Genomic DNA, 26,934 nt, shown 5'->3' on the forward strand with positions numbered 1-26,934 from the left:
AATAATCGCAAATGTAATTTGCATTTGCTCCAATAATTGAAATGCGATCAAAAAAATACAGCGAGGCATCGTATAAATTCAACATATAACGAAAGGCTGCTTGGAAAGTACCAATTGTTAAATCTCGAACCAAAGTAAGAGCAACAAGACTTACTAAAATTGCACGAAAAACTAGCTGACCAACAAATGAGAAAGAGAAGCCCTTTATATATTGATCAAACTCTTTCCGTAAAACACCTTCACTAAGCTCTTCAGCAACAGAATTTCTAGATTTATAAAGAAAATCAAAAGTTTTATTTACCTTAAGTTCGGGAAAATTGCGAAGCCTTGTAACCTGCCGGTAAAGATTTTTAATAAACTTATTTTTTTCTACTACGCCTTCCAGAAAACCGCGCTTCTTCTTCTTTGTACCATATTTATAAACAACATCAGGAATAACTGGAACAATAGCACCCAGAGACAAAAGAGGATGAATTTCTACAATAAAAACCATTGCACTGAAAACTTTAATCAAACTGTGAATAACTTGCCGAGAGCGAATGTATGTATCCCAAATTCTACTAGCAGCATAGGTATTTACATTAGAAAAGAGATCTTGAAATTCAGAACTTTCCACGTCACCCATATTCAAGCTCGATATCTTCCTAATTATACTGTTTGGAAAAACTTGATTGTTAAAAATTGTTTGGAGTCTTTTTTGTAAGTATTGCTTGACAGACTTAAAGAAATTAACAAGCGTCCAAATCAAAAACAAAAAGAGAAAATACTTAAAAGACGAGGAAGCAAGATAGGTACGGAGGGAAAACTCTGCCTGTGAGGTCACATAGGTCACAGTTTCATCCAAAAAACGCCCAAACACTTTAATCTCATACATAACCAGGAAAGCATCTGCAAAGAAAAAGAGTGCTTCAAAAATTGCAGCCCTTGGCGCAGTATCATAAACTAATTTTAGAGCTTGAAAGGTATTCGCAATTTTCTTTTTTCGCTGGTGGGTAAGGAAAGGCAGATTATTTAGCACAATTTTAGGTTACGGGAATTATGAAAGAAATACAAGAAGGAAAAGTAATTAGTAATGGGTAGAAAGAAATTGGAATAGCAAATATGCTACGAATAAAGATGATTGCTACTTGTTGTTAATTGTTAATAATCTATAGTTGAAAAGAAAGATGGGAAGTCTCTCTTGAAAAAAGTAGATGGAATATCTCTGGTATTAAATTCCAAGTATTTTTAAATTCAAATTTCAAAATATCAAATCCCAAGCTGGAATTCAGCTAGAGTAGTATATTCCGCGCCCTTAGGAAGTAGTGTACTCTTTTTCAAAACAATTGTTCCAACGCCCAGAGAAAATGGAGCTACTTCAAAATCATCAGGAATATGTACAGGACCAGTTTTTACCCTGGCTAATGTTATATGAGGGGGGTTAGGATCCGCATGTTTAACACCAGCTTCGCGCAAAGATTTGGAAACAGCTTTTTGCAATTTTCTAAACTCTGCAAAACCTTTTCCTGCGTTAAGGACAATTACGCGAGGTTTTCTAGAAGTTGGAAAGCACTCAACTTTTGAAAAACGGATAGTAAAGGGATCAACCCCACTTACCGCAGTGGCAACAGCATTCTCCAAACACGCGAGTCCTTCCCTTTCCAACTCTCCCACAAAGACAACAGTAAGGTGAAGAGCGTTTACCTGCAACCAGCGAATATTTCCCCCACAAATAACAGCCTTACGAATCTTACTCTGAGTTTCAAGCAAAGTCTCCCTATTTTTTCGCAGAATATCAATAGCTAAGAAAACACGCATTAATAAGTAACTAATACTAACTTTCAAGGGAGGTTTTTCCCATCAACCTTCCAAACCAAGTTCTATTACCCTCGAACTATGCAATAAACCTGAGTTAAGCAGGTCTGGTTCTGCTGAAGTAACTAAAGATTGCTGACGAGGAAGCACCTGCAAAACTTTTTTCCGGTGTTTTTGGTCAAGCTCAGAAAAAATATCATCCAAAAGTAAAATTGGTTGCCTTTCTGTGTTTTGGGAAACTACAGCTAGCTCTGCTAAAAATAACGCTATCACAGCTTCTCTTTGCTCGCCGCGAGAACCGTAGATAGACAAGTCTCGAAGTTTGCTACCATTCACCTCTGAAAAATTAGGACGGACAAACAGAAAATCATCCCGGTGTGGGCCCCACAAACTTGTGGCTCGGGAAATTTCTTCAGCTAAACGGTCACCATAAACATCTTCTCGCAAGCGAGAAGGGTCGTACCTAAGTTGGATCTCCCAACCCAAGTTCTCCAACTCTCTGTTCAATAAACCAATCAGATGTTCCCTTTTCTGAAACAGAACTTTTCCCAAAGAAAAAAGTTTTTTATCCCAAAAGTGAAGTCTCTTCTTCGGCACGTCAAATTCTTTTATCTGCCAAAGCACCTTATTTCGATTACGGACAATCTTGTCATACTCCTTTAGAGATCGGTAATACTTGTAATCTAATGAAGACAAAACCCTATCCAAATAATCACGACGAACACTAGGGCTGCCGAGAATTAAATTCAAACTCTCAGGGCAAAAAACAACTGTTCGCAGCTTATTTTGAAAATCTGATTTAGATTTTTCTATCTTGTCTACTTTAAAAACCTTACGAGTAGCCCCCTCACATTTTTCAAGAAAAACTTCAAACTTAGTAGCAACTGAATCAGCAGCCACTTCACTCGAAACTGAAAAATCCACCCCTACTTCAGGAGGCTTATACTCAAAATTAACCCAACCTTCAACCCGAGCCCATTGTTTCCCAAACAGTATAAGCTCCTCACCCACAGTAGCCCGCAAGGGTTCGCCTTGAGACAATAAATAAATAGCCTCCAGAAGGTTAGTCTTACCTGCAGTATTAGGACCCACAATTACAGTAACATCGGGATCAAAGGAAAAAGATTTTCCCCCATAGTTTCTAAATTGAGTAAGAACTACTTCTTGCAAAAACATGTAATTAACAAAGCTAATAATACGGGTCTATAGCAAGACAAGCACAAGTTTATCCTTGTTGACAATGAGGACAGAAAAACGTACTCCTGCCCCCCACCTTAATTCGTTTTATCTTACCACCGCAACGGGAGCACGTTTCCCCCGCCCTTCCGTAAACTTTAAAATAACGCTGATACTTCCCCTTCCTACCATAAGCATCTCGATACCACTGATCAGAAGCACCGCCAGTCTCCATTCCTTCTTTTAGTACTTGTTCCAAAGATTTATAAAGGTTTTCAATCTGGGAATCTGTCAGTTGTTTAGCCTTTTTCTCGGGATTTATTTTGGCAAGAAAAAGCGCATCATTTGCATAAATATTTCCCACTCCTGCTATCTTCTTTTGATCCATTAAAAGGTTCTTTACTGCTGCCCCACTGTTGGAAACAATTTTCTTAAACTTTTTTAAAGTCAAATCTTTAAAAGGTTCTGGTCCGTAGTCATTTAAAATCTCCTCTACAGTCTGGTTATTTGCTAACTTTATATAGCCAAACTTCCGCGCACTTGCAAAACGCAATTCTTTACCTTTTGGTAATTTAAAAATGACTGAAACATATTTATCCTCTGGATCTGATTCGTCCCGAAAAAGCAATCTTCCTGACATCCGAAGATGGCACAAAAGATTTTTGGAGCCAGAAAGGCGGAAAATAAGCAGTTTTGCCCTTCTTCCAACTTTTTCAAACTTCTCCCCCACCACAACATCCCGCACCTCTTCCGGATCTGGCTTAAGAAGGCGTTCATCCTTACAAATAATTTCCCTTACCTCTAGCCCAGGAAGCTCCCTATCCAGCTCTCTTCTTATTGTCTCTACCTCAGGTAACTCTGGCATTGTTCTTGCAGTAACAGCTAAAATAACCCTAACCGTGGCTTTCTTGCAAAATCTCCTTCTCAACAAAAGAACTAAAAGTACTTTTGAATTTTTCCTTCGAGAACTTTTTTGCCTGGCTCAGACAGTCACCCACCCGACAATAAAACGACTCTATCTTTTGTAGTGCCTCAATTAAAGAATCCACACTTGGCTCTTCAAAGAAGATCCCAGTTTTTCCAGGAATCACAGTTTCTCTAAACCCACCACTCTTCAAGGCTACTACTGGCTTTCCGTAAGCCATTGCCTCTACTGGAGTTAAGCCAAAATCTTCATCAACAGCTGCCACAATCAAAGCTCTACAACCACCATATAGTAAAGACAATTCCTCCTCTGCCACCCTTCCCAAAATTTCCACTGTCGGACCAGCAATCCTCCTTAGCTTCTTCAACTCGCTGCCAACTCCCGCCACTTTCAAAGGTTTTTTAAGCTGATTACAAGCCTGAACAACAAGTTCAACATTTTTATAGGTTTCCAACCGAGACACAACTAAAAAGAACTTGCCATTAAGGTCTTTCCACCGTGCTCGTAACTCATCATTACTAGGGAAGTCCTTAGGCAATTCTACAGGAGGGTAAATCACCTTGGCTCGTCTCCGCCAAAACTTCCTTACACGTTGGGCAACATTCTCTGAATTAGCAACAATGTAGTCAGGACGCTGCGCTGAACAGAAGTCCCAAACCCGAAGTCTATGGTCAAGAGGAGAAACTAAAAGCTGACCCAAAGCAGACCTGCGAAGCCCAGTCTCAGTTCCATAACCATACAAAAATCTTGGAGGCGTATTACAGTAATTAACATGTGTCTGATTAGGTCTGGATAAAACACTTTTTGCAAAGTAGCCAGTAGATATAACCAAGTCAAAATTACTAAAATCCATTACTTCAAAGACATAAGGAACTAATGGTACACCTACTTTAGGAAAAGCGTTCCAAAACGGTAATTTTTGAAGAATAGATGTTCTAACATCTTTTTCTGCCAACGCTGAATCTGCTTCTAAAACAGATTTATCTGCTACTGAAGTATAAATAGGAGCATCTGACCAAATCTCTGCCAAGGCAGAAAGAACCCTTTCTGCCCCACCAAAACGATTTAAATAATCGTGAACTAAAGCGACATTCATAATATAAAGACGAGATTCTACAGTAAGTCCATCTGCTTGCCCCCATTTTCTTCTGGAAGCATTTTGAGAAGAGACTTAAACTCCAATTTTGAAAAAACCTCCCGAGCTCTAGCCGGATCATAACCACCAAGTCTACACTTTTTTAGATCCAAAGTTATGGGGACATCTACAACAATAGTTGCAAGTTGCTTAGACAAAACAGCTTGTTCCGCAGATTCTGCTAAAAGCTTTCGTACTCGCTTAGACTTTACCATTTCTAAGTTTTGATAAATTTCTTCCATAGAATCAAATTCGGAAAGAAGTTTCCTTGCTGTCTTTGGCCCTATCCCTCTAACACCAGGAATATTATCACTGGGGTCACCACGCAAGGACTTATAATCATCTATCTTCTCGGGGGGAAACCCAAACTCTTCTTTGACTTTGTCCCTAGTCCAAAGTTTATCCTTCTTTGGCATATAGACCCTAGTACCATTCCCAACCAACTGCAACATATCCATATCATCAGTCACGATAATGGTTTCTCTGATTCGCTTTGATTCGCTTTCTGATTCGCGTTCATTCGTGGAGTTCGCTTGCTCTGCAAGGCTCCCAATCACGTCATCAGCTTCGTATCCTGCTACCTCAAAAATTGGGATACCCAACGCCTCAACAACTTCATAAACTAGAGGAATCTGGTCAGCCAATTCTGGATCCATTTCCGGGCGATGCTCTTTATAAGGCGCAAATTCTTGGTGCCGAAACGTAGGTTCTGCTGTATCAAAAGAAACTGCTACAAAAGAAGGTTCAAATTTATTCAAAACAGAAAGGATGATCCGAGTAAACCCATACGCAGCATTGGTCTGTCTACCGTTTGAAGTAATCAAACTTTTAGGAAATGCGTGATAAGCCCGGTGGAGAATAGAGTGTCCATCCACAAGCAGCAATATTTTCCCAGTTTCTGCGCTATTCATCTTTCTTCTCCCCTACTAGTTTTTCAAACTCATCACCACTTAAAGTTTCTTTTTCCATAAGCTCATCCACTACTCGCTGCAGCTCATTGCTATACTTTTTTACCAAATCTTCTGCCTTTTCATAGCAATCCTCAATAATTCTCTTTACCTCCTTATCTACCTCTTTTCTCATCTCCTCCGAGTATTCTACCTTTCCCCCAACTGGAGATCTGTAAGGCCAGTTCCCTCCTTCTCCCAAATACTCCTCAAAGGACATAGGTCCCAACTTACTCATCCCAAACTTAGTTACCATTTCTCGAGCAAGCTGAGTGGCCTTTTCAATATCAGAAGAAGCCCCAATACTAAACTCAGAAAGATGTACTTTTTCTGCAGCTCGCCCTCCCAATAAGGCAATAATTTGCGCTAGAAGGCGACTCCGTGTTTCGTTGTACCGATCAATCTTAGGAGGAATCATAGTAAATCCAAGAGAAAGTCCCCGAGCTACTATTGAAACCCGGTGCACCGGATCCATCTTAGGCAAATGATGAGCTACCACAGCATGACCAGCCTCGTGAAACGCGGTAAGACGCCTCTCCTCTTCCGATTTCAACCTCTTTCGCTGCGGTCCTAATTTAACTTTAGTTGCAGCCTCTTCCAAATGCTCCGAACCTATCTTCTCTTTACCCCCACGCGCTGCTAGAATAGCAGCTTCATTAAGCATATTTTCAATATCTGCTCCAGAAAACCCTACTGTGCGCCTTGCTAACTCCTCTACATTTACATCATTTGTAAAGGGCTTACCCCTCATATGAATTTTCAAGATGCCTTTTCTCCCTTCTATATCAGGAAGAGTTAATATAATTCTCCGATCAAACCGACCTGGACGGACCAAAGCAGGATCAAGCATTTCAGGCTTATTGGTAGCACCAAGAACAACTACCCCCGCATTAGGTTCAAAACCATCCATTTCGGTAAGAATTTGATTCAAGGTTTGCTCTTGTTCGCCCTGAGACATAAAAGACATACCTCTATGTCTACCAATAGTTTCAATCTCGTCAATAAAAATTAAGCTGGGGGAATTTTGCTTTGCTGTTTGAAAAAGGTCTCGAACCCGCGCAGAACCAACACCTACCAACATTTCCATAAATTCGGAACCAGCCACAGAAAAGAAAGGAACCCCAGCTTCGGAAGCAACAGCTCTAGCCAGCAGTGTCTTTCCAGTTCCAGCTGGTCCTACTAACAAAACCCCTTTTGGAATGCGCGCACCTAACTTGCGGTACTTATCCGGATTTTCCAAAAAGTCAACCACCTCCCGGAGCTCTTTCTTTGCCTCATCAACACCAGCAGCATCATCAAAACTCACCTGGGGTTGATCTTTACCAAATAAGGTTGCTTTGCTTTTACCAATGGAAAACAATCCCCCCGAACTTCCCTTCCCTGCCTTACGAAAGAGAATAAAAAAGAAAACAAGCATTAGAACAACTGGGAGAACGTTAATAATAAAATCTAGCCAAGAAAACTCTGTTGGGGGTTCAACATTAATCTCACCAGAAATTTTATCTGGTGAGATATCTTGCGTTTCCAAAATCTCAAGAAAACTGCGACCTGCCTCCTTCCGAGAAACTACTATATCCCCATTTTTCAGCTCCAGCTCCAAGGTATCACCAGATACAGTAACCTGCTTTACTCTTTCCTGCCTAATCAAGTCTAGCGCTTGAGTAAGAGACTTTTCCTCCTGCGGTTGCAAACCACCGGATGAAAATGAGAAAAACAAACCTAACAGTACGAGTGCTAAAAACCCGTATAGGATAATGTTTTTTAGGTTTTTGTTACCCTTACTTTTATTTTTGAACAAAGGAGAGGAAATCTTTCTTTTCATATCTCCTAATGATGTGTCTTTTTCCATTTCAACTTTCTATTTTAGCAAAAATAAGGCGGGGGAACAATGTAATGTTGAGGACAACACCCTGAGCATTTGGTTTATCCAGGTCAGAGTTACCACCCCATTATGAATACCTCACTAACACTCGTTTCCCCAACAAAAAACTTTTGGCAGTTTTACAAAATACCTTTGCCCCACCTACGCTTCCGTCAGGGCACTCTCCACCGGGAGTTGGTCCGCCACCTCTGTATCTCGAGGATACACCCCGACGGGAATCGATCTACCGATTCTGTATGTCGGGTGGTGGGCACGCTTAGCGTGCCACGCCGAGCGTGGTGGCAGGGGAGGGAATCGAACCCTCGACCTCCACTTTATGAGGGTGGCGCTCTAGCCATCTGAGCTACCCTGCCCGGAATCGCTGCCCCGTTATCCAAAACTCGCTAGCGCTCGTTTTCAACAGGGCATCCCGACGGAAGTTGCCAAAGGCAACTTTGGATGTCGGGATGGTTGCGGGGAGAGGGAGTCGAACCCTCCGACCTCGAGGTTATGAGCCTCGCATGCAGACCGCTACACTACCCCGCACGTATCTGTAATTTTACCACTAACAAGGCTTTTTCGCAATAGTCCGGCACTAATTCTCGTTATAACAAAAGGATGGGGGGTCCTTTTGCATTTTTATTGCTGTCCTATATTCAATATCCCTTATTCCCTATTCTCCTATTGGCATTAATTCACGATATTAAATTTACATCTATTCGCCACCTCAATTACCACCCAAACACATGTAGCCATTCCCGCCAAAATTTCAAGCCTCCAGTCCCTCTTCTATCTTCAGGAACTTCTTCCTCTTGTTCCGAATCTGGATAAATAAAAACCCTTTCCCCCTCCTTTACCATACCTAAGCTTCTTCTTGCCTGTTCCTCCACATACTCCAAGCTTTGCTTTTCCTCAATTTCTGAATACAATTGCCTATCTTGCTCTTCCAAAAAGGCAGTTTCCTTCTGCAAACTACGTACGCGCCGCAAACTTTCCAAATTATCCCAAATAGCCCGAACCAAAGAAACCATTAACCCCAACAACAGAAGAACTATAAGCAAATCCTTCAGCATGGTTTTTGCATTCCTTTTCTTCCCCATAGTGAGCTTAAATTATCACTGCCGGACCAAAGATACAAGCAAACCAGGACTCTACAAAAAAGCAACTCATAAACTTCAAATTTGCTACTACGCACTACTAATTGCTAGTTACTAGTTGCTAAATCACTAACTATTCACTCAACTACCCTCTAAAATAGATTTATTGACATCTACCAGATACCTTGCTATAATTTTTGAGCAATGGCTAAATTACGAGAAGCCCGAAAAGAGTTCATAAACTACCTGGAAGAAAAAAATAGAGCAGAAGCAACCGTCTTGGCTTACGGAACAGACATCCGCCAACTTATAGAGTACGCTGAAGAGGAAGAAGATAAGGAAAACCCAGATGAGTTAACTTACGAAGACCTTACAGGATATCTAGATGATTTTCGTGACCAAGACTACACAAAAAAATCAATTTCCCGAAAAATTAATTCTATCCGAACCTTTTTCCAATTTTTAAAAGAAAAAGGATACATAACCCAAGACCCATCTAACAAGTTAACCCACCCCAAAATTGAACCAAAGCCACCAAACATCCTTTCCGAAACTGAGTACCGCGCTCTGCGCGATGCTTGCCGCAACGACAAGCGTATGTACGCTATTGTAGAATTACTCCTTCAAACCGGAATTAGAATTGGGGAATTACGCAAAATACAGCTTCAAGATATAGAATTTTCGGAAGAAAATGGGAAAGGTGTTCTACATATCCGACCTTCCCATCGAAAGCCAGCACGAAACATTCCTCTTAACCAGCGGGCACAGGACGCAATTAAAGAATACTTAAAGGTACGCCCAGAAGCAAACACAGATATCCTCTTTGTTACCCGCCCTGGAAATCCCTACCTAATAAGAAATATCAGAGCTGCCATGAAAAGATACTTCAAAAAAGCTGGTTTACCTGACGCTACTATTAATGACCTCCGACACACATTTATTGCCCACCAACTTAAACAAGGTGCAGATGTTTCATACATTTCAAAAATTGTTGGTCACAAGAGATTAACCTCTACTGAAAAGTACCTTCAATACATAGAAAGACCAGAGGAAGAGAATAATGAACTAGAAGAGCTTTAATTGTTGTCTTCTTATCCTTCCAAAAAATCTTTTAACATCTTTCGCAAAGTCCTCCTCCCGTAACCAGACTTCAAATACTTCTCGAATCTTTCCGCATCTGATTTCAAAGGAAGTGCTATATAACAAATCAATTGGTAGGGTCTATGCTGATTTGTATAGCGGGATTTTCCATCGTTGTGCTCTTTTACCCGTTTAGCCAATTTAGCTGTAGATCCAATATACAGGGGGAATAATCTTTTAAACTTCTCAAAACGTAAACGTAATACACCAGGTAACTACGAGGTATTATACAAAACTAAAATTGGCAAGGCCACGTTAAATTCGAAGGGACGTGAAATCCCTTGCGGGATTAACGTCCCACTGTGAAAATCAACGAATCGTTTTCGGACTACGTCCTCACCTCTTCGAATTTTCACGTGGTGGGCCTGCCTGGATTCGAACCAGGGACATCCATCTTATAAGGATGGCGCTCTAAACCACTGAGCTACAGGCCCTCAATGAGCCACCACGCTCAGCGTGGTTGGTCGAATTGAGCCCCGTACCTGAAAGGATGTACCCCACGTGGTACAAAACCCCTATGTGGTTCGGGGCGGTATTGGTTAATCTGTTCAAGGTGTGTCCTTTCTTTTCTCCCTTAACTCCTTCAACTTCCACATAAAAAGCTTGGCTTTGCTTTTTTCACCTTCCAAGTCCTCACAATCTAAACTCTTTACAAAAGCCAATGCATCTTCCAGTCTTGCACGAGGCTCCTCCTTTGCCAACTTCATATACAAAGAACGGTGCTCCAAATCGTCTAGTTCAGACGCTAACCGGTACCCAAAATCTTGAAACTCGTACTTAATGTGTTTGGATGGCTCAAGATCCTCTTTTTTTAGGATATCACCAACTTTTTCCACACTGCTATTATAACATAATAAACCAAGTAACTTCAGCTATTCTAACTCTATTCATATTACCTAACCCTTTGTTGAAAATTACTAGAACAGTATCAGCGCCCAAGTATATTGTTTATCAAGAGTTTAAACAGTAATAAATGAGGAGAACAAAAACCCAACTGAACCCTATTCCTACACTCCCAACAAAACTGAGAATTGAAATAAAGCCCAATCTTAACACAAGTGCCAAAACCAGAGGCGGAACAACTGCTAAAAGCCATGAAATACTAAGAGGCACCTCAAAATCACGGTAAAAGACCTCCCTCAGCGAATAGCTAAGCAGCAGAAAAGAACTACCCAAAGCTAGAACGCCAATTAAGGGGGCCATTACTAAAGAAGGACCTCCCACAGCAGCTGCCAAGCCGGCCAAGGCAGCAGGAGTAACCCCTTTTTTCGAGATAACAACCACAGCAGCTGTAAACAAAAAATAAAGAACAGTTACAACAACTGATGCCAAGTTTACAACTATAGACAACTGCTCCGGACGTTCTCTTAAAATTTCTTCAGCTTCAGGAACAGCTGAAGTGCCACCAAATGCAAAAATAATAACCCCGAGCAAGGAACCAAATTCTCCTATACTCAAAGAATTACTTTCCAGTAAAGCCTTTAAAGCTCCAACTGGGGGTTGAAAGCTAGCCATAGAAAAAAGAAAAAAAGAAACAATTAATCCAACAAGACAAAGAGAAATCACAAGTTGGCCCCAAGAAGCTACACGCAATCCAAAAAAGAGAAGTAATGCAAGCACCAACCAAAAGAGGAATACAGCTAAACCCCGGGTTACAGGAAAAATTGAAGTAAGAAACTCACCACCCTGCACTAAATAAGCAGTAAGAGCCCCGTAGAGTCCCAATATTAAAAAAACAAAAGAAAAATATTCTCCCCACTTTCCCGTATAAATAGCAGCATAACCAGGTAACTGATGATCCCCGTGGGTGCTATTTATAACGGAAACGTACAACTGATTTACAACAGTACTTAAAATACTTATTAGAAGAAGCAAAGAGGAAAAAACAAAAAAACCCAAATTGTAAGCAACATAAGGTAACGCAAAGATACCAGCACCAATAATAGTACCAACAAGAGCGCTTACTGCCCGGAGCTTAGCTGCCTTATTTTTCATCTTAAAGCTCCTCTTTCCTAAAAGCTTGATCTTGCTTTCGGTCAAACTTTCTCAAAAGATTCCATAGCTCGACTACATGCTCCTTTTTTTTATCTCGAAGCTTAGCTAACACTTCTCGAACCTCGTCATTTTCAGAAGCATCGACAAAATCCTGGTATCGATTTATAATCCCCAACTCCTGTCCTATACTTTCGCGTAAAAATCGGACATCAATATTCATTGATAGCATCACCTCCTCCCACCTTTAAAGTTCCTATTCCTCCATCCGTACATACACAGAAAACCCAACCAAAACTGCTGAAATTAGTAACCACTGGGTAGAAGCCAACCAGATATCCTGAAAGAAAGAACCAATAGTAGCAAAAATAACTCCAAGGATAGAAAGACCTATTAATAATCGAGAGAAAAATCTAATTTCACTCACAAGCTTTCACCTCCTTTCGAACCCAAACAATTAATCCGAGAAAACACTTTTGTTTATGTCATCCACAATATTTTTCAGCTCTTCCAAACCAATTTTGAAGTTAACATTACTAGCACCTGCTGCTGCCCACAAAGGTTCGTGCTTATCAAATCCTTCTAAAATAACCGTTCCTAACGGGCGTAGATGACCAAAAGGTGGAATTCCTCCAATAGAATGGCCAGTTGCTTCTTTTGCTTCTTCTGCCTTAGCCATTCGAACACTTTTCTTATTCAATATCTCCTTTAACTCTTTAAAATCAACTCTTTTATCCCCCGGACAAAGAACAATCACAAACTTATTATCTGCTTTAACAACCAAGGACTTAACAATATTTGAAACCGGCACCCCGTGTGCTTTAGCTGCTTGGGCTGCAGTCTTGGTAGAACTTTCTGACACAGAAAGTTCAAAATTCAACCCTTTTTGTTCCAAAAAATCCTCAAATAAATCTACAGACATCATTTAGTCCTGAACCGCAACCTCAAAGACTTTGCGGTTCAGATCCAAATATTTTCCCCTTAACTTATTCTCAATTACCTGCCAAACCGATTCTCTTTTTAAAGGCAAGAGAGACATTCCTAACGCCCTTGCCAACATATAAATATTTACTGAAAAAATATCACCAGTAAGAGCTCTAACTTTCTTATCAGCGTCAACCACCTCCATACCCTTAAGCTGCTCCGTCAAACTCTCTTCTGCCTGGATCAGATCCACACTAGATTTATTTCTTCCCTGGGCAGGGCTAAAAAACTTGCTGTTTGCAAGAAGAAATGTTTGGTTACTCCCATATTCTAATGCTACGCGAGCTGCCTCACCAAACTCCAAAGCTATAATTAAGTCTGCTCCCCCTTTTGAAACTAGGGGGGAATAAACACTTTTCCCCAGCCGAACATGAGTAGCTAAAGAACCTCCCCGTTGTGCAAGACCGTGAAGCTCAGCTTGGCGTACTTCATACCCCTCCGCTACAACAGCATAAGCTAAAATCTCAGCCAAAGTCAAAACACCCTGACCACCATAACCAGCAACGATTATGTTGAAAGCACTATTTACTTGTACTTCTTTGTCATCATGTTGCATGGTTCAATATTAAACGCGCGAACAATATCGTTGCCGAAAATTACAAATTACAAACATTTGGAGCTTGCAATTTATTATTTGGTGCTTACTTTGCTGGTTTAACTGAGTTTGGAGCTATCTGTTTACAATACGCGCAGCCCCAACAAAGCTCGGGATCAATATATAGCTTACCTTTATCCTCCCTTATTGCTGGGCAGTCAAGTTTTTTGAGCTTTTGGTTATCTTCCTGACTCACAATCTTAAACTTAGGAGTATCTTTGCCTGCCCTAGCCATCTCCCTTACTACGGCAAGCCTACATTTTCCTTTAGCAACCAACACAGACACTCCTGGCGTTGCGTAAAGCTCTTTTATCTTTTCCTTTGTGTCTTCAAAATTATAAACGTTTGCAACCTCCACCCTCTCAGCACCAACTGCCCTAGCTACATCCTCAATAAGAACTTCTTTACATTTCTCACCGCCTGCTCTTTCTCCAGTACCGGGGTGTGGTTGCTGTCCTGTCATAGCTGTTAACCGGTTATCCATTACTATTACCAAAGCATTGCTATTATTAAAAACCATGTTAGTTAGTGCTGGTATTCCAGCATGGAAAAAAGTTGAATCCCCAATAAAAACAAGGGGTTTTTCTTCACTCACTTTAGAAATACCATGCGAGATTCCCACACCTGCGCCCATTGCCACAATAAAATCTTGGTTCTTGTAAGGTTCTAGAGCTCCCAGCATATAACACCCAATATCACCACCACAAACTTTATCCTCGCCTAAAGCTTGTTTCACAGCCCAAAAAGTAGCCCGGTGAGGACAACCAGCACAAAAGGTGGGGGGTTTTGAAGCTGCATCAGCCAAAGTTTTAATTTCCGGGAACTTGTCCAGCAGCTCCCTAGTACTTTCTGCTAGAGATGCCCCCGCAAGTTTTACAACCGCTTCTTTAATCATCTCTGGTTTATACTCCCCTACTTCCGGAAGCCAATCTTTACCGTGTATTTCCAACCCAGAGTTGGAATCCTTTGCAATTCTTTTAACTTCGGATTCAATAATCGGATCCAGCTCTTCTAATACAAATACTTTCTCTTTTCCCTTCATAAACTCCGTGATCATCTCTTCAGGAAAGGGATAGCTCATACCAACCTTAAAGGCAGGTATCTCCACCTTTAAAATACTTAAAGCTTCTTGCAAATATTCCCAAGAAACACCACTGGCGACTACACCAACCTTACTACTGTTCCCAAAAGTTTTGTTTAAACCCTCCTGATTGGAAACCTCTTCCCGAATCTTACTAATTTTAGAAAGCAACTTCTTCTTCAACTCTAAAGTGCGAGCACTCCCAACCTCAAATCCTCCTTCCGGTTTTTCAAACCTTCCTTGAGACTCAAAACTACCTAAAGGTTTCAACTCTACCAAACTTCTAGTATGAGATACTCTTGTTGTCAGACGAACAACCACTGGAACCTCATAATCCCAAGCAATTTCAAAAGCTCTTTTTGTCATATCCTTCGCTTCCTGAGAATTTGCCGGTTCCAAAGTGGGAAGCTTCCCCATCCATGAATACCAGCGTGTGTCTTGTTCTGTCTGAACAGAGCTCCAACAACCGGGGTCATCTGCTACAACAACTACCAAGGGGCATCCAAAATAGGCAAGTGGGAGAAGTGTGTCAGAAGCTACATTTACTCCATAATGTTTCATCCCAACCATAGCCTTAACACCGGAAAAGGCTGCTCCTGCCGCAGCCTCCAAAGCCACTTTCTCATTAGTACTATATTCAAAATAAAATCCTAATTTTTGGAAAACTCTTGAAAAAGTATCGCCAATTTCAGAAGCGGGGGTGCCAGGATATGTAGAAGCAAAACCAAGCCCAGACTCTAATGCACCGCGAACCACAGCCTCATTACCTAAAAGCAATTCTTTATTTTTTTGGGATAGTACAGGTGTGGGCATCTATTCTCTAAAAGTATAACATGAACACCCCCACAAACAATGCTCTCTAGGCACGGGCATCTAGACCACCCTTACAATACTTTACCCGCAGGTAATTTTTTTGTTAAAATCAAGTGCATAATGGATAACCAAAACAATTTGTTTCATAAACTTTCTCCTGGACCAAACCCACCAAAAGAGATTCATTGTTTAGTAGAAATATCAAGGGGTGGCAGTAATAAATACGAATACGACGAGAGTATTGGAGTTTTTAAATTGGACCGCGCTTTATATGGATCCGTATTCTACCCTACTGAATACGGATTTATCCCCCAAACATGGGGAAAAGATAACGACCCTTTAGATGTAATGGTCCTCTCCACTTTCACAACTTTTCCCGGTTGTCTCTTAAACGCTTGCCCAATTGGACTTTTAGATTTAATTGACTCAGGAGAAAAGGATAGTAAGGTTATTAGTGTAGCTTCTTCCGATCCCCGCTTTAAAGACACAAAAAAACTGGAAGATCTCAGTTCTCATTTTAGAAAGGAAATAACCAACTTTTGGCAAAATTATGCTGAGCTACAGGCAGAAAAGAATATTAAAATTGAAGGATGGAAAAGTATCGAAGATGCTTACCAGGCAATCGAAGCTGCTATCAAAGATTACAAAAATAAATTCCAGTAAAAACTACTTCACCAGTTCATCAATAAGTGCTTTTATATTACTCCGAGAGTGTACACCCACTAATTGATCCACTTGCTCTCCATCTTCAAAGAAAAGCAAGGTAGGGATACTCATTATTCCGTAAGCCTCAGCAGCCTGAGGATTCTCGTCAACATTTAACTTTCCCACTTTTAACTGGTCACCACACTCCTCACCTAACTCTTCCACTACTGGGCTCATAATTTGACAGGGACCACACCAGGGCGCCCAAAAGTCAACAAGAACTAAGCCCTCAGCATCCAAAACTTCTTCTTCAAAATTTTCATCATTAAGTATTACAACCACTGCTTTACCCAATATACAAGCCTAAACTTATTTGTCAAGTACCTTTTTTAAGATTGCGAAGAAAAAGGTCGGGGAAATGCTTTTACAGCAAAAAAAGTAGTCACAGGCACAGCAAAAATTAGCCCAATACTGCCTACTAGAGTACGTACAATTTCTTCTGCCAAGAATTGGTTATTTATTACCAGAGACAAATCCTGAGAAGTATTGACAAAAAGTAAAAGAAGGGGAAGAGAAGCTCCTGCGTATACAAGTATTAGAGTATTTACCATAGAAGCAATATGATCCCGACCCACGTAAAGCGCATTGAAAAACAACTCATTACTTGGGAGCCGGGGATTTGCCTCCCGCAATTTTTGAACCACAGCAGCCTGCGCAACAGTAATATCGTCCAACACCCCTAAAACACCGACAATTATCCCAGCCAAAACCAATCCCTGAAAATTTATTTTTCCAGGAACCATAGTCTGAAGATAAGCTGCTTCCTCCGAAGAGTATCCTGTAAGATGCGCTATGTTTGAAAATAAAGATGCAAGCCCAATCGTAACTATCAAAGAAAGAACTGTGCTAGCTGCCGCAACTAAACTCTTCTTATTCATCCCGTGCGACAAAAAGAAGGTTAATGGAATTATAGCTAGAGACGCTCCTGCAACTACCAACACAGGATTAGCTCCTCCTAGAATAAGAGGACTAATCCCTTTAAAAATAACAAGGAAGGACATTGCCATACCTATAAGAGAGGTCAAACCACGCCAGCGAGCCACTAGGAGGGTAACTATTACAAAAATAACAAACAAGGAAAGCAAAGCATTGCGCCGCACAAAACCTTGAATATAAAATTCCGAGTCACCCGAAAGATTTGTTGTTTGGGCAACCAGAACACGATCACCTTCTTTGTACTCCGAGTCACCAATCCGTTGAGTAGAACCACCACCCAATACTTCTACCTCTTCTCCCGCCCGGTCCCCACTCTCTAACTTAACTACAAATATCTGGGCTTCCGGATCACCTTGGTTCTCTTCTTGATCCAAAACATTTACTACCCGACCCTCCAAAACAGTTTCTTGCGGTAGCTCATCTGCTGCTAATACAAAGGATGGTAATACAAGAGAAAAAATAAAAATTATAGTTATAAACCGGAGTAATATATTGCTTTCAAACATAACCTAATTATACACCTAAATAAATCTTAAATATTTTTAATTGTAAAAGGGACTTGTTAAGGGGAAATCTCGTTCAAAATTTCATTTTCAATTTCTGCATTAAAGCCGGAAAAAGCACGGTCGTTAACAAAAATAATAGGATAGTACCCAAAGGAGGGAGAAACACCTTCGCTCTGTTTGTACAAATTCTTCCACTTATTTAATTCTTCCCAAAAATCAGATTCAGAAGTAAGGTGTTCTTCCACAGAAACATCCAACTGCTCAAAAAATTCTACTGCATCCTTGCACATAGGTCCCTGATTATTGTGAAACATTATGACCCGTTCCTCTGTTCTTACTTCGGAACCACCGCGAGGCTTTTCTTCTACCCCACCATCCGAAAGCTCTTCCACTGCACAAGGGTTGCTTACCTTTTCCTCATCCTCATATGGTATTAAGGGACGAGTCTTTTCCGGTGTATAAGGAGCATTTTTGTTAATAGGAATCTGCCAAAGAGGTAATACCCAGTCTGGGTTTGCCATAATCTGATCTAGAGTAACCCAGTTAATATTAGCTTCAGCCCAGAAACTCTTCCACATATCTAGCCAAGGCTTTAAATACCCCCCAATATTAGTATGTGTTACAGGTGTAATCCGATGATAGGGACCATAACGCTCCTTTTCCTTTTCTTCCAAAGGAAGTAAAGCCCTTTCTAACTCCGCACGCATATTTTCAGGTGTCCCTGCCCGCTCAAAATAAGAGTAATCGCACAATGACCCGTACTTAAATTGGACAGAGGGGATGTTGGAGACAGAAAGGATCTTTACATTATAGCCTTCTGGTTGAAAAACCGTAGCCTTAGTATCAGTCACGCCTCGTGCTGTAATGTATGGAATACCTAAATCTTCCGCCGCCTTCACAGTATTCATATCCGAAGCAAAATACCGCGAGTTAACTATCCGTACTGGTTCACCAGTACATGCTTCAATTCTGTCAACCATGCCTTTAATTCTTGCCTTCTGTTCCTCATAAGAGACATCCCAAAAGGGTTCTTCAACATTACAACCCACAATCTCCACATTGTGCTTAATTATCTCTCTTATTTCAGAACAATGCTCTTCAACAAATTCAGGAGTAACCATTAAAAGACCTGTAACACCGTGCTTTTCCATTTCATTAACAAAATTAACCAAACCCACCGTGTCTTTGTATTCAATCAAAAACATTATTCCCTCCGGACTCAGAACTTCCTGACTTTCACTCAACTCCAAACTCGGAGAAGCATCCCCCTGCATACCTCCATCATCAGCAGTACTGCTCTCGCACGCAACATAAATAATAGAAAATATCGAAAGCACAAAAATAAGGATGGATAAAGATACTATAATTAAGAAGTTGTAATTGCGGTGTGTAGCATCCAACATTAGATTGGTAAGCAACTGCCTAAATTGCACAAACAATTAAGAATTATTACCCGTTTAAAATTTACTACTTGGGTTATCCTCTGTCAAGAATCTGACCCGTTTTCCGCGAACCGCCCGCCCACTGACGAGCTGCACACCGCTATATAATATAACTTTCGCCCCTTTTCGAACGGAGGTGTTTCTTAACACCGTAGTGAGAACTCAAAATAGGGCGGCGGGCACCTTTTTAGCGATGCGGAACGTCCCTTACGATAGATTTAGGTTATAAACATTTCGACAGCTTTTCAAAAATTCCTCTTAGCTCCCCCACCGTATCCAAACCTGTTTCCAAAACGGGGGTGATGTTAGAAATGGCTTTAAAAACGCCCTTATCGTAAGAAATTTTACCTAATATTTTACCTTCAAAGTCAGATTCAATCCGCGAACTAAGATCACTGTTAATATCCCACTTATTAACAACCACCCCGAAAGGTACACCAAAGTGATTAATAACTTCCAATACCCGTTTTAAATCGCTGAGTCCCGAGGGTGTTGGTTCTGTAACCAAAACAGCAAAATTTGCATCTTTAATAGCAGCAATTACTGGACACCCCGTACCTGCAGGAACATCAATTAACAACATTTCGTAATCATATTCCTCCGCCCTAGCCTTTATCTCATCCACAATTTTACCTGAACCCGTCTCCCCCGGTTTAAGCTGTGCAGAAACTAATGGGAATCCGTAATTCGTCTTTCCTTTAATGCGAATTTCCGCATTTTCCACTGGTTCCATTTGGATTGTCCCTTCCGGACAAACTTCCGCGCAAGCACCGCAACCCTCGCAAAAATATTTGTTTAACCGAGAGACAAGTCCCGTCCTCTCGGAAAGGACGGGACTTTCAGTTTGTGTATTTTCAAAAGAGAGAGCACCAAACTGACAAATATCAACGCATTTACCACAACCTGTGCATTTATCAGAATCAATTACTGGACGGCTATTAGTAGAAAGAGGCTCTACCAAATCCCAATCCTCCCCCTCCCCCAACCAAAGATGTAAATTAGGGGCGTCCACATCAGCATCAACAGCAACTACTTCTTCAATACGAGAAAAAAGAATCGCCAAGGAGGAGGCAACCATACTTTTTCCTACCCCACCTTTTCCAGATGCAATAGCAATTTCCATTAGAATTACAAAACAGAAAAATTAAAAAAACCAACTTCGCAAAATAAATCTAACAGTTATATCCAACCAAAGACCATTGCTAGCCCCAAAGCAAAAATTAAAATACCAGCAACCAAATGTAGGTAACGGATATTTCTATCTTTCCAGCCAGAAACATCCTCAACAGTAGCAAAGCCTTTATAGCAAACAAGCGTAATCAAAATCATTGGAAGAACGAAAATAAAATTGTAAAGAAGCATCCAAGGCAAGGCTTGTACAAAATCTAGAGTTGAAAGAATCCCCCCACAAATAATATAAGGGCCTACAGTACAGGGGAGCAGAAAAACAGTTACAAAAGCCCCAACCCCAAAAGCACCAGCAGGTGAGGTTAGCCTATCAACAAGTTCTTTTACCTTGGATCTTAGACCCAACGGCATCTCTGTACCAAAACTGCCCGGGGAATAATCAACAAAATCTTTAATCTGTAAAATACCAAGAAAAATAGCTACTCCGCCCAATATCTTGTAAAGCAAAAGCCGAATGTTAGTTAAAGCACTTACCAATTTGAAAAAACGGATAATAATCAGCCCATAAAAAAGATACATTACAAACACAGATGTAGTAAACGCCAGCCCAGCCCAAAGAACAGCTTTTCGATTTTTTGGATTGCGCGTAAGTATGGTAACAAGGACCAGCGTTAAAACTGCTAAAGCGCAAGGGTTAACTGCATCTGCAGCTCCCAATGAGGCTATTTTTGCTAATGTTAACGAACCGCCAGGATCTTGGTCCTCTACAAATTCACCCTGGACCTCGCCTGCAAAACTCTTAACCATGTCTTCGGTCGAATCACCAAAACTGATACTACCAAAATCTTTCCGGTCCCACTGAAAAACCCAACCGTCAACTTGAACAGCCTTACCAAACTGTACCGAAGCACCTGAAAGCGCGATAGGCGTAGGAATTACCTCTTTATAATTATAGGCATCTAGCACAACATTAATATCACCAGATAGCAACTCTAGAGGGACCCTATCAGAAGAGGATTTTTCAAAGCTTTTCCTAATCAGCACCCTATCTTTAGACCAAATTTTAACTAACCCAGGAAGATCTGAAGATTTAAGATTCGCTATCTCCTTCCTATCACCATTAAATAGGGGAACTTTTTCTTCAGCCTGTAGCCTTAACTGAGAGGACTCAATATTTGTAATGTTTCTATCGCCCAAAAAAACTGAACCGTCACCAAAAAGCAACGCAGGCACACCTGGACGAAACCCATAAAAATCAGCATATTTACTAAAGACAGGAGCGTTAGCTGTTCCCTGCTGATAAATCTCGTATTCAAAAACAATTAGTTGGGGATTTTCTTCCAGAAAAGAGCCTAAAACAACAGGGTCGGACTTTGCACAATGCGTACAGCCTACACCAGTAAAATAGAGGGCACCGGTAGCTTTCTCCTGTGCAAAAGCAGCCTGCCCCAAAAAAACAATTGCTAATGCCAATAAAAGGAACCCTTGTAGTAATTCTTTGTAGCTCATTTGTAAATAGTTAACTTCTCCTAAATTAAAATCTTAATTTCTAAAACTCCAAGTCCCGTACTATTATACCTAACTTCTTAAGCGCATCCAGGGCATTATCACCAATTTCCTTGGTTCTAACTTCATCTGCGCCTACTGCTCGTGCAAATTGCACACCATGACCACGCCCAATTTTGAAATAGGGATTCTCCACTACAACTCTTTGTATCTCCTTCCCATTTTTATAATCAGTCACCAAATACTCAGGAGCACCAAAATCTTCGTAAATCTCTCCTTCCCGGTAAGGTGTAAGAACTCGACGCCCTTGCTTGTCTGGACCAATCTTGTCCAAAGGCTCATCACACTTTCCTCTAAACATCCTTATCCTACGACCTTCTCCTTTGATTTGAATCGTCACATATTCTAAGCGCGAGACCTTATCAATCAAAGTTCTCTGCAAATCATGAATTAAATCATCTACCCGACCCATCTTTACATTCTCGGGAATCTTAATTTCCAGCTCTGCCGAAGTCCGAGAACCAATTTTTCTTGTTTTTAAATCCACCACCTCTACCTGCTCTTCCGCACAAATTTTTCGAATCTCCTTTTCTGCCTCTAAATCTGCTACATCCAAAAGGTTCTCTCCAACTTCTTTACCCAACTCAAATGTTTCATAAAGAATATAAATACCCACACCAAGTGCTGTAAGACTATCCGCAATTGGAAAATACCGTGCCAAGCCTATTCCAAGAAAAGCAGCCCCAGAAGAAAATACGTCTACACGAGAATGCTTGCCATCTGCAATAAGCGCTAAGGACTCTTGCTCCTGTCCAACACGAATCTTAAGCCGCGCCATCACCTCATTTACAACAACAGAAGCTGCCATTACAACTAAAGAGAGAAGTCCACTAATAGGCTCATATTCTCCTGCCAATAAAGAATTTACCGCTTCCCTAACAATTTCAACACCAGCCAATCCAATAAAAATAACCACGATTAAACTAGCCAACACCTCTGCCTGACCCCAACCGTATGGATGACGCTTGGTTGGCTTTTTCTCAGCCACTCGTATTCCCAAATAAGTTATTCCTGAAGAAACAAAATCAATACTAGAGTGTAAGCCCTCCGCAACCAACGCGGAACTCCCCGCTGCCAAACCCGTAACTGCCTTGGCTATGCCCATGACACCGTTTACAGCTGTACTAATTATAGAAACTGACTGTTTGCTTAACATTGTTTATCGTGAGCGACCCTTCGTCACTCGCAGGCCCGCTCCTCAGAATGATTGCATAAAATTTCCTAACTGTCCTTTAGAATACATTTCAACTAACTTTCTTGAATAAGGAATTTCGTATTCAACTCGGGCATCGAATTCTTCTGCAATACAATCGATAAGTTTGCGATTACCTAGATCAGCTTGGTTTAAAACTATTTTTGCAGGTACCTCTAATTTTTCCAAAAGTTCCAAAATGAGTTTCAAATCGTGAGCACCCAGTGGGGTAGGCTCAGTAACTGCATAAGCCTTATCCACTTCCCAAAGGGCTCTAATTACGGAACAGTGTAAGCCTGGCGCTGTATCTAATAGTAAATAATCTGCTCCTACTTTCTTCGCAAACTCCTCTGCATATTTCCTAACTTCAGCAACAACAGGCCCTGTTTCTTCTACTATTCCTACTGATCTTCCTGTAACTAACCAGTAAATTTGTTTTTCCAAACCAGCCGATTCCTCAACCTCCGAGGCTTCTGCAGATCCAACCTCGGAGGTTTTCCTCGACTGGTCTACAAAAACCTCTCCGGTTACCTTTTCTTCAACTTCAATTGCACCTACCGGACAAATGCTCCAACACAAACCACAGCCTGCACAAAGCTCCAACATAAAAACAGGGTAGCCTTTTTTTTCCTCTCCAGAATCTGACTTAGTTTGGGGCTGAAAAATCGCGTTGTCGGGGCACTTTTGAACGCATAACCCACATTTAGTGCACTTTTCCTTATCCAACTTAGGAAATTTTGCATAAACTCTTTTCTTCACATCTCCCAACTGCAACCCCAACAAGAGGTAATCGTTCGGACACTCAACATCCAAATCTGCAAGAACAACTTTCTTGCCAGCACTCCTTAATTTATTAGCTAACAAAATAGCAAAGGTGGATTTTCCAACCCCACCCTTGCCGCCTGTTATTGCAACAACTTCCATATTTAGAACCTAGAAAGAACGCTGTCTTTAAACCTCCTTATATTATCACGTATAAGCCCTTCTTCCGCTTTAAAAACGCTAATACTTAGTTCCTCGAACAATTTTGCTGCTTTATGCCCTAATCCAAAACAAACTACATCTGTCACCTCATGCTGATACAAAAATCTTGGTGGCAAAATTTCCTTCCCCGCTACTTCTGGGTTTGCGTATATTTCGTTACTACCACTTTCCATATCGTAAACCAAAAAGTTTTGAGCCCGCCCAAAGTGTTCCGCAATTTCCGCGTCAATATTATCACCATTAGTAGAAAACGCTACCCTAGTCACATATTCCCCCTCCTTCTACCAATATGTCCTTTTCCGCCCTTAGCAGCCGGACCCTGTCCCGAACCACTACCTGGGGGACCAGACCCACGACCCCCACGAGAAGAAGCAGGTTCCACTAACGTTAACTCCCGCGCATTAAAAGCCTCTAAAGCCTTCTCTCCAGTTTTACCCGCAGCACCTGCATACGCTTTTATTCCAAACCTGTCAAGAGCAAAAAGAGCATTTGGACCAACATTCCCAGTAATAACAATATCGCAACCTGCTTCTGAAACAATCTGAGCAGCACCCACACCTGCTCCCCGAGATGCTCGATTGCTTGGATTCTCAACAACCTTTACATCTTCACCTTCTGTGTCAACAATTAAGAAATAAGGACAACGACCAAACCGAGGGCTAACTGGCGCTTCTAAATTTTCACCTGTCGATGTAATACATATATTCAATGTAAATCACCTCCAAACTAACCCAAAAATCCTAAATTCGAAATCCTAAATACTAAACAAAGCTTAAAATTTCTAATTACACTAAGTGAACTAATTAACCTAATCAAACCACAATGACCCAATTTCTAGTTCTAAAGCTTTAAAAAAATAGTTTCGGTAACTAGAGAAATTGGCTATTGATCAGAATAACCTGTCTGCCGACAAGGCAGGTTAGGAATAATTAGACTAATTAGGTCAATTTATCCTAATTCTTCCTTACCATCTTTGTCCCACACTTTGGACACTCAACTTTAGGACAAGGAACTCCTGCTTTATGGGCAACAGTATGACCGCAACTAGGACACTCACAAGTTCCCCCCGGACCAGCAGCATAAGGACCACCCATTCGCCCACGACCACCACCTCTACCTCCCCGCCCTGAGCCTTGTCGAAGGGTAACCATCTTGTAATCACCCCCCTTCACACTAATAGCTTTTCCCTCTACAAGAGCTTCGGCAATTTTCCTTCTACCTTCCGCAAGCACACGATGTAAGGTACTTTGGGAAATGCCCATTTGCTCCGCTGCTTCAGTTTGGTTCGTTCTTTTTAAATCAGCTAGACGCAGCGCCTCCAACTCTTCTAAACTCAAATCAACCTCTTCCAGCTCCGACAAAGGCACACCCCGAGGTTTAAAATAAGTAACATCGGGATTAAACCTAATTTTCCTTACTTTTTTTGGTCTTGGCATATCAAAAGATCCCTATGACAAACTAATAATACCTACGCCCGCCAAGCCTTAAAAAATTTTTAAGGCTGAGGCGGGTTCTTTTTACTCCTTGTCTTGCAATTCGCTTTCGTATTCCTTAAGAGCCTTTAACTCCTCTTCCAAAAATCTCCTATACTCTCGAAGGTCTTCTAAACTTTCTTTCTTAGAATAAGCACGGCCTCGTCCAAAAAAACCTCCCAAACGCCCCATACCGTACCCCAACCCGCGCCGTAGCCCAAACCGCCTAAAACCAAAACCCCGCCGAAATCCTAAACCCCCACCGCATGGTCCCAAGCCTCTTCCAGTTAATGGGCCTTCTCCGCGAGGTCCTGTTCCATCAAATCCTGGCATATTTTTTTTCACCTCCTTATTAGAGCTTCTTAATGAGTAACACAAATTTAGAAGCTCTTATACCCCTCGAAGCCTTGGCGAAGTGGGGTTATGTCTCCACAAAGCGCCCAAAGCAACACGAGGAAATAACCAATAAATAACTACCAATATTATATTGAATAATTATTCACTTGTCAATTTGTTCCATAAGGTTTAAAAGAGGATTCTGCCAGGAAATCTCCGCTTGCCTACCCTTGTTAATCAAAACTTACAGTGTAGCCTCCAACACCATTAGCTACACGAAGGTAAAAGTAAGGAGAGTCAAAACTTTCACCAAAAGTAAAACTTTCATATGCTGTAGAACCAAGGTCATCTACATACCAAATTTCCTGCTGATCAGAATCTAAGATTTGAACAGCCATATCTTTAGAATCTTGTTCTGTAGCAAAGGTTAGTTCTTCCCCTGCTTCCGGAACTACTCGGTACCAGTCATCTTCATCAAAATCCCCTACCACCCCCCGAAAAAGATTCTTCTCAACCGCAACTGCAGTAGCTGCGTCTGTTCCAGCATCTCCCCCAGATTCCCCGTCATTCTGACTTTCAAAACTAATTTCCAATTCGTAAACACCAGGGCCAAAAGAAACTTGTAAATAATAGGTTCCTCCGGACTCACTACTCATTAACTTAGCAGCTTCTAAAGGTTCTCCCGGAAATATACCATCCTCAAACCAAATTTCTTCTTGTTCAGGATCCAAAAGTTGCAAAGCCATAGGCTGTGAACCCGCACTCGGGGTTAAAGAGAACCGCAGTAAATTTCCGTCGGGAACAGTAAACTTAAAACTATCTTTATCCCCATCACCTAAACTACCCTTTACAGTTCCGGAACTAATCTGGGTAGCATCAACGGGTTTGTCGTTAGGTTCCAATTCCTCCATATCTCGAGTGGATTCTGTGGTGGTAGGTTCCTGCTCTTCAAAATGCTGCGAAGGCTCGCGCAAGAAATACCAATAAACTAGAAAGGATGCGCTTAACAGAAGAAAGATAGCTACAAGTAAGCTAATAATTGGAGATCGCTTTTTCCCAGAAGTGGGAGAAGTCATAATTCGCTGTCCCCATAGTAACTGAGAAACAGCTTGGATGTCAAGCTAACA

At 41.2% G+C, this 26,934-nt stretch carries 30 protein-coding genes and 3 tRNA genes; 2 read left to right on the forward strand and 31 right to left on the reverse strand.

The genetic code is table 11. The features are described 5' to 3' along the window. The 10 genes from U9M98_02725 to U9M98_02770 form a co-directional block, all read right to left on the reverse strand. Positions 1-1,018 (reverse strand): hypothetical protein (locus U9M98_02725; GenBank protein ID MEA2020611.1); only part of this gene is annotated, 1,018 nt, incomplete at its 3' end. Positions 1,019-1,248: 230 nt separating this feature from the next. Beyond that, positions 1,249-1,797: an RNA 2',3'-cyclic phosphodiesterase gene (thpR, locus tag U9M98_02730; GenBank protein MEA2020612.1), complete on the reverse strand. Its 549-nt coding sequence runs from the start codon at positions 1,795-1,797 to the stop codon at positions 1,249-1,251. 42 nt (positions 1,798-1,839) lie between these two features. Next, positions 1,840-2,970 carry a DNA replication and repair protein RecF gene (gene recF, locus U9M98_02735; protein ID MEA2020613.1) on the reverse strand — a complete coding sequence of 377 codons (1,131 nt, stop codon included), beginning with the start codon at positions 2,968-2,970 and terminating at the stop codon, positions 1,840-1,842. Positions 2,971-3,019: 49 nt separating this feature from the next. After that, complete coding sequence (mutM, locus tag U9M98_02740) at positions 3,020-3,835, reverse strand: bifunctional DNA-formamidopyrimidine glycosylase/DNA-(apurinic or apyrimidinic site) lyase (GenBank protein MEA2020614.1); 816 nt, start codon at positions 3,833-3,835, stop codon at positions 3,020-3,022. Positions 3,836-3,863: 28 nt separating this feature from the next. Beyond that, on the reverse strand, positions 3,864-4,991 hold the full coding sequence (locus U9M98_02745) for a glycosyltransferase (GenBank protein ID MEA2020615.1): 1,128 nt from the start codon (positions 4,989-4,991) through the stop codon (positions 3,864-3,866). A 17-nt stretch (positions 4,992-5,008) separates the two neighbouring features. Beyond that, on the reverse strand, positions 5,009-5,941 hold the full coding sequence (locus tag U9M98_02750; protein MEA2020616.1) for a 5'-3' exonuclease H3TH domain-containing protein: 933 nt from the start codon (positions 5,939-5,941) through the stop codon (positions 5,009-5,011). Next, positions 5,934-7,826, reverse strand: coding sequence for an ATP-dependent zinc metalloprotease FtsH (ftsH, locus tag U9M98_02755; GenBank protein ID MEA2020617.1), 1,893 nt, complete (start codon positions 7,824-7,826; stop codon positions 5,934-5,936). Before ftsH ends, U9M98_02750 begins: the two co-directional genes overlap by 8 nt. Before the next feature lie 309 nt (positions 7,827-8,135). Continuing rightward, positions 8,136-8,212 (reverse strand) — tRNA-Met (locus U9M98_02760). 94 nt (positions 8,213-8,306) lie between these two features. Next, a tRNA-Met gene (locus tag U9M98_02765) sits at positions 8,307-8,384 on the reverse strand. Between the two features lie 185 nt (positions 8,385-8,569). Then, a complete protein-coding gene (locus tag U9M98_02770; GenBank protein ID MEA2020618.1) occupies positions 8,570-8,938 on the reverse strand; it encodes a septum formation initiator family protein in 369 nt (122 codons plus the stop codon). Positions 8,939-9,139: 201 nt separating this feature from the next. Between U9M98_02770 and U9M98_02775 the strand changes: the two genes are divergently transcribed. Beyond that, a complete protein-coding gene (locus U9M98_02775; GenBank protein ID MEA2020619.1) occupies positions 9,140-10,015 on the forward strand; it encodes a tyrosine-type recombinase/integrase in 876 nt (291 codons plus the stop codon). Positions 10,016-10,026: 11 nt separating this feature from the next. On the opposite strand, the gene U9M98_02780 is transcribed toward U9M98_02775, so the two are convergent. The 9 genes from U9M98_02780 to U9M98_02820 all read right to left on the reverse strand — a co-directional run bounded on the left by U9M98_02780 (position 10,027) and on the right by U9M98_02820 (position 15,540). Beyond that, a complete protein-coding gene (locus U9M98_02780) occupies positions 10,027-10,215 on the reverse strand; it encodes a GIY-YIG nuclease family protein (GenBank protein ID MEA2020620.1) in 189 nt (62 codons plus the stop codon). Positions 10,216-10,432: 217 nt separating this feature from the next. After that, positions 10,433-10,509, reverse strand: a tRNA-Ile gene (locus tag U9M98_02785). 114 nt (positions 10,510-10,623) lie between these two features. Beyond that, entirely contained in the window at positions 10,624-10,911 is a 288-nt protein-coding gene (locus tag U9M98_02790) for a hypothetical protein (protein MEA2020621.1), read from the reverse strand. Positions 10,912-11,026: 115 nt separating this feature from the next. Beyond that, complete coding sequence (locus U9M98_02795; GenBank protein MEA2020622.1) at positions 11,027-12,070, reverse strand: aromatic amino acid transport family protein; 1,044 nt, start codon at positions 12,068-12,070, stop codon at positions 11,027-11,029. A gap of 1 nt (position 12,071) precedes the next feature. After that, a complete protein-coding gene (locus U9M98_02800) occupies positions 12,072-12,290 on the reverse strand; it encodes a hypothetical protein (protein MEA2020623.1) in 219 nt (72 codons plus the stop codon). A 33-nt stretch (positions 12,291-12,323) separates the two neighbouring features. Continuing rightward, complete coding sequence (locus U9M98_02805; protein ID MEA2020624.1) at positions 12,324-12,494, reverse strand: hypothetical protein; 171 nt, start codon at positions 12,492-12,494, stop codon at positions 12,324-12,326. A 30-nt stretch (positions 12,495-12,524) separates the two neighbouring features. Beyond that, on the reverse strand, positions 12,525-12,992 hold the full coding sequence (locus tag U9M98_02810; GenBank protein ID MEA2020625.1) for a YbaK/EbsC family protein: 468 nt from the start codon (positions 12,990-12,992) through the stop codon (positions 12,525-12,527). Next, positions 12,993-13,607: a 2-oxoacid:acceptor oxidoreductase family protein gene (locus U9M98_02815; GenBank protein ID MEA2020626.1), complete on the reverse strand. Its 615-nt coding sequence runs from the start codon at positions 13,605-13,607 to the stop codon at positions 12,993-12,995. Between the two features lie 85 nt (positions 13,608-13,692). After that, positions 13,693-15,540, reverse strand: a complete 1,848-nt coding sequence (locus U9M98_02820; GenBank protein ID MEA2020627.1) for a thiamine pyrophosphate-dependent enzyme — start codon at positions 15,538-15,540, stop codon at positions 13,693-13,695. 120 nt (positions 15,541-15,660) lie between these two features. On the opposite strand from U9M98_02820, the gene U9M98_02825 reads away from it, so the two are divergent. Next, positions 15,661-16,203: an inorganic diphosphatase gene (locus U9M98_02825; GenBank protein MEA2020628.1), complete on the forward strand. Its 543-nt coding sequence runs from the start codon at positions 15,661-15,663 to the stop codon at positions 16,201-16,203. Positions 16,204-16,206: 3 nt separating this feature from the next. On the opposite strand, the gene trxA is transcribed toward U9M98_02825, so the two are convergent. From trxA to U9M98_02885, 12 genes are all read right to left on the reverse strand, one after another. Beyond that, positions 16,207-16,527, reverse strand: coding sequence for a thioredoxin (trxA, locus tag U9M98_02830; protein MEA2020629.1), 321 nt, complete (start codon positions 16,525-16,527; stop codon positions 16,207-16,209). A gap of 47 nt (positions 16,528-16,574) precedes the next feature. Beyond that, positions 16,575-17,687, reverse strand: a complete 1,113-nt coding sequence (locus U9M98_02835; protein ID MEA2020630.1) for a YibE/F family protein — start codon at positions 17,685-17,687, stop codon at positions 16,575-16,577. Positions 17,688-17,743: 56 nt separating this feature from the next. Next, positions 17,744-19,090 (reverse strand): hypothetical protein, encoded by a 1,347-nt coding sequence (locus U9M98_02840; protein MEA2020631.1) that lies wholly within the window; start codon positions 19,088-19,090, stop codon positions 17,744-17,746. Positions 19,091-19,352: 262 nt separating this feature from the next. Next, complete coding sequence (locus U9M98_02845) at positions 19,353-20,252, reverse strand: ATP-binding protein (GenBank protein ID MEA2020632.1); 900 nt, start codon at positions 20,250-20,252, stop codon at positions 19,353-19,355. Positions 20,253-20,308: 56 nt separating this feature from the next. Then, entirely contained in the window at positions 20,309-21,766 is a 1,458-nt protein-coding gene (locus U9M98_02850; protein MEA2020633.1) for a hypothetical protein, read from the reverse strand. A gap of 40 nt (positions 21,767-21,806) precedes the next feature. Continuing rightward, on the reverse strand, positions 21,807-22,979 hold the full coding sequence (locus U9M98_02855; GenBank protein MEA2020634.1) for a cation diffusion facilitator family transporter: 1,173 nt from the start codon (positions 22,977-22,979) through the stop codon (positions 21,807-21,809). 42 nt (positions 22,980-23,021) lie between these two features. Further along, positions 23,022-23,939, reverse strand: a complete 918-nt coding sequence (locus U9M98_02860; protein ID MEA2020635.1) for a P-loop NTPase — start codon at positions 23,937-23,939, stop codon at positions 23,022-23,024. 2 nt (positions 23,940-23,941) lie between these two features. Further along, a complete protein-coding gene (locus tag U9M98_02865) occupies positions 23,942-24,265 on the reverse strand; it encodes a NifB/NifX family molybdenum-iron cluster-binding protein (GenBank protein MEA2020636.1) in 324 nt (107 codons plus the stop codon). After that, a complete protein-coding gene (locus U9M98_02870; GenBank protein MEA2020637.1) occupies positions 24,262-24,708 on the reverse strand; it encodes a NifB/NifX family molybdenum-iron cluster-binding protein in 447 nt (148 codons plus the stop codon). The genes U9M98_02865 and U9M98_02870 overlap by 4 nt, the downstream gene beginning before the upstream one ends. A 244-nt stretch (positions 24,709-24,952) precedes the next feature. Beyond that, the gene (locus tag U9M98_02875; protein MEA2020638.1) at positions 24,953-25,435 is read right to left on the reverse strand and encodes a DUF134 domain-containing protein; all 483 of its coding nucleotides are present in this window, start codon (positions 25,433-25,435) and stop codon (positions 24,953-24,955) included. A gap of 81 nt (positions 25,436-25,516) precedes the next feature. Next, positions 25,517-25,804 carry a DUF5320 domain-containing protein gene (locus tag U9M98_02880; protein ID MEA2020639.1) on the reverse strand — a complete coding sequence of 96 codons (288 nt, stop codon included), beginning with the start codon at positions 25,802-25,804 and terminating at the stop codon, positions 25,517-25,519. A gap of 236 nt (positions 25,805-26,040) precedes the next feature. Next, positions 26,041-26,883, reverse strand: coding sequence for a hypothetical protein (locus U9M98_02885; protein MEA2020640.1), 843 nt, complete (start codon positions 26,881-26,883; stop codon positions 26,041-26,043). Positions 26,884-26,934: the final 51 nt, after the last annotated feature.

This window comes from Patescibacteria group bacterium, assembly GCA_034659915.1.
GTDB lineage: Bacteria > Patescibacteriota > WWE3 > JAUXAW01 > JAYEID01 > JAYEID01.

Excerpts from the sequence above, each read along its gene's own strand:
- thpR (MEA2020612.1), bottom strand. The coding sequence starts at position 1,797 with ATGCGTGTTTTCTTAGCTATTGATATTCTGCGAAAAAATAGGGAGACT.
- recF (MEA2020613.1), bottom strand. The coding sequence starts at position 2,970 with ATGTTTTTGCAAGAAGTAGTTCTTACTCAATTTAGAAACTATGGGGGA.
- mutM (MEA2020614.1), bottom strand. The coding sequence starts at position 3,835 with ATGCCAGAGTTACCTGAGGTAGAGACAATAAGAAGAGAGCTGGATAGG.
- U9M98_02745 (MEA2020615.1), bottom strand. The coding sequence starts at position 4,991 with ATGAATGTCGCTTTAGTTCACGATTATTTAAATCGTTTTGGTGGGGCA.
- U9M98_02750 (MEA2020616.1), bottom strand. The coding sequence starts at position 5,941 with ATGAATAGCGCAGAAACTGGGAAAATATTGCTGCTTGTGGATGGACAC.
- ftsH (MEA2020617.1), bottom strand. The coding sequence starts at position 7,826 with ATGGAAAAAGACACATCATTAGGAGATATGAAAAGAAAGATTTCCTCT.
- U9M98_02770 (MEA2020618.1), bottom strand. The coding sequence starts at position 8,938 with ATGGGGAAGAAAAGGAATGCAAAAACCATGCTGAAGGATTTGCTTATA.
- U9M98_02775 (MEA2020619.1), top strand. The coding sequence starts at position 9,140 with ATGGCTAAATTACGAGAAGCCCGAAAAGAGTTCATAAACTACCTGGAA.
- U9M98_02795 (MEA2020622.1), bottom strand. The coding sequence starts at position 12,070 with ATGAAAAATAAGGCAGCTAAGCTCCGGGCAGTAAGCGCTCTTGTTGGT.
- U9M98_02800 (MEA2020623.1), bottom strand. The coding sequence starts at position 12,290 with ATGAATATTGATGTCCGATTTTTACGCGAAAGTATAGGACAGGAGTTG.
- U9M98_02810 (MEA2020625.1), bottom strand. The coding sequence starts at position 12,992 with ATGATGTCTGTAGATTTATTTGAGGATTTTTTGGAACAAAAAGGGTTG.
- U9M98_02815 (MEA2020626.1), bottom strand. The coding sequence starts at position 13,607 with ATGCAACATGATGACAAAGAAGTACAAGTAAATAGTGCTTTCAACATA.
- U9M98_02820 (MEA2020627.1), bottom strand. The coding sequence starts at position 15,540 with ATGCCCACACCTGTACTATCCCAAAAAAATAAAGAATTGCTTTTAGGT.
- U9M98_02825 (MEA2020628.1), top strand. The coding sequence starts at position 15,661 with ATGGATAACCAAAACAATTTGTTTCATAAACTTTCTCCTGGACCAAAC.
- U9M98_02835 (MEA2020630.1), bottom strand. The coding sequence starts at position 17,687 with ATGTTTGAAAGCAATATATTACTCCGGTTTATAACTATAATTTTTATT.
- U9M98_02840 (MEA2020631.1), bottom strand. The coding sequence starts at position 19,090 with ATGTTGGATGCTACACACCGCAATTACAACTTCTTAATTATAGTATCT.
- U9M98_02845 (MEA2020632.1), bottom strand. The coding sequence starts at position 20,252 with ATGGAAATTGCTATTGCATCTGGAAAAGGTGGGGTAGGAAAAAGTATG.
- U9M98_02850 (MEA2020633.1), bottom strand. The coding sequence starts at position 21,766 with ATGAGCTACAAAGAATTACTACAAGGGTTCCTTTTATTGGCATTAGCA.
- U9M98_02855 (MEA2020634.1), bottom strand. The coding sequence starts at position 22,979 with ATGTTAAGCAAACAGTCAGTTTCTATAATTAGTACAGCTGTAAACGGT.
- U9M98_02860 (MEA2020635.1), bottom strand. The coding sequence starts at position 23,939 with ATGGAAGTTGTTGCAATAACAGGCGGCAAGGGTGGGGTTGGAAAATCC.
- U9M98_02875 (MEA2020638.1), bottom strand. The coding sequence starts at position 25,435 with ATGCCAAGACCAAAAAAAGTAAGGAAAATTAGGTTTAATCCCGATGTT.
- U9M98_02880 (MEA2020639.1), bottom strand. The coding sequence starts at position 25,804 with ATGCCAGGATTTGATGGAACAGGACCTCGCGGAGAAGGCCCATTAACT.
- U9M98_02885 (MEA2020640.1), bottom strand. The coding sequence starts at position 26,883 with ATGACTTCTCCCACTTCTGGGAAAAAGCGATCTCCAATTATTAGCTTA.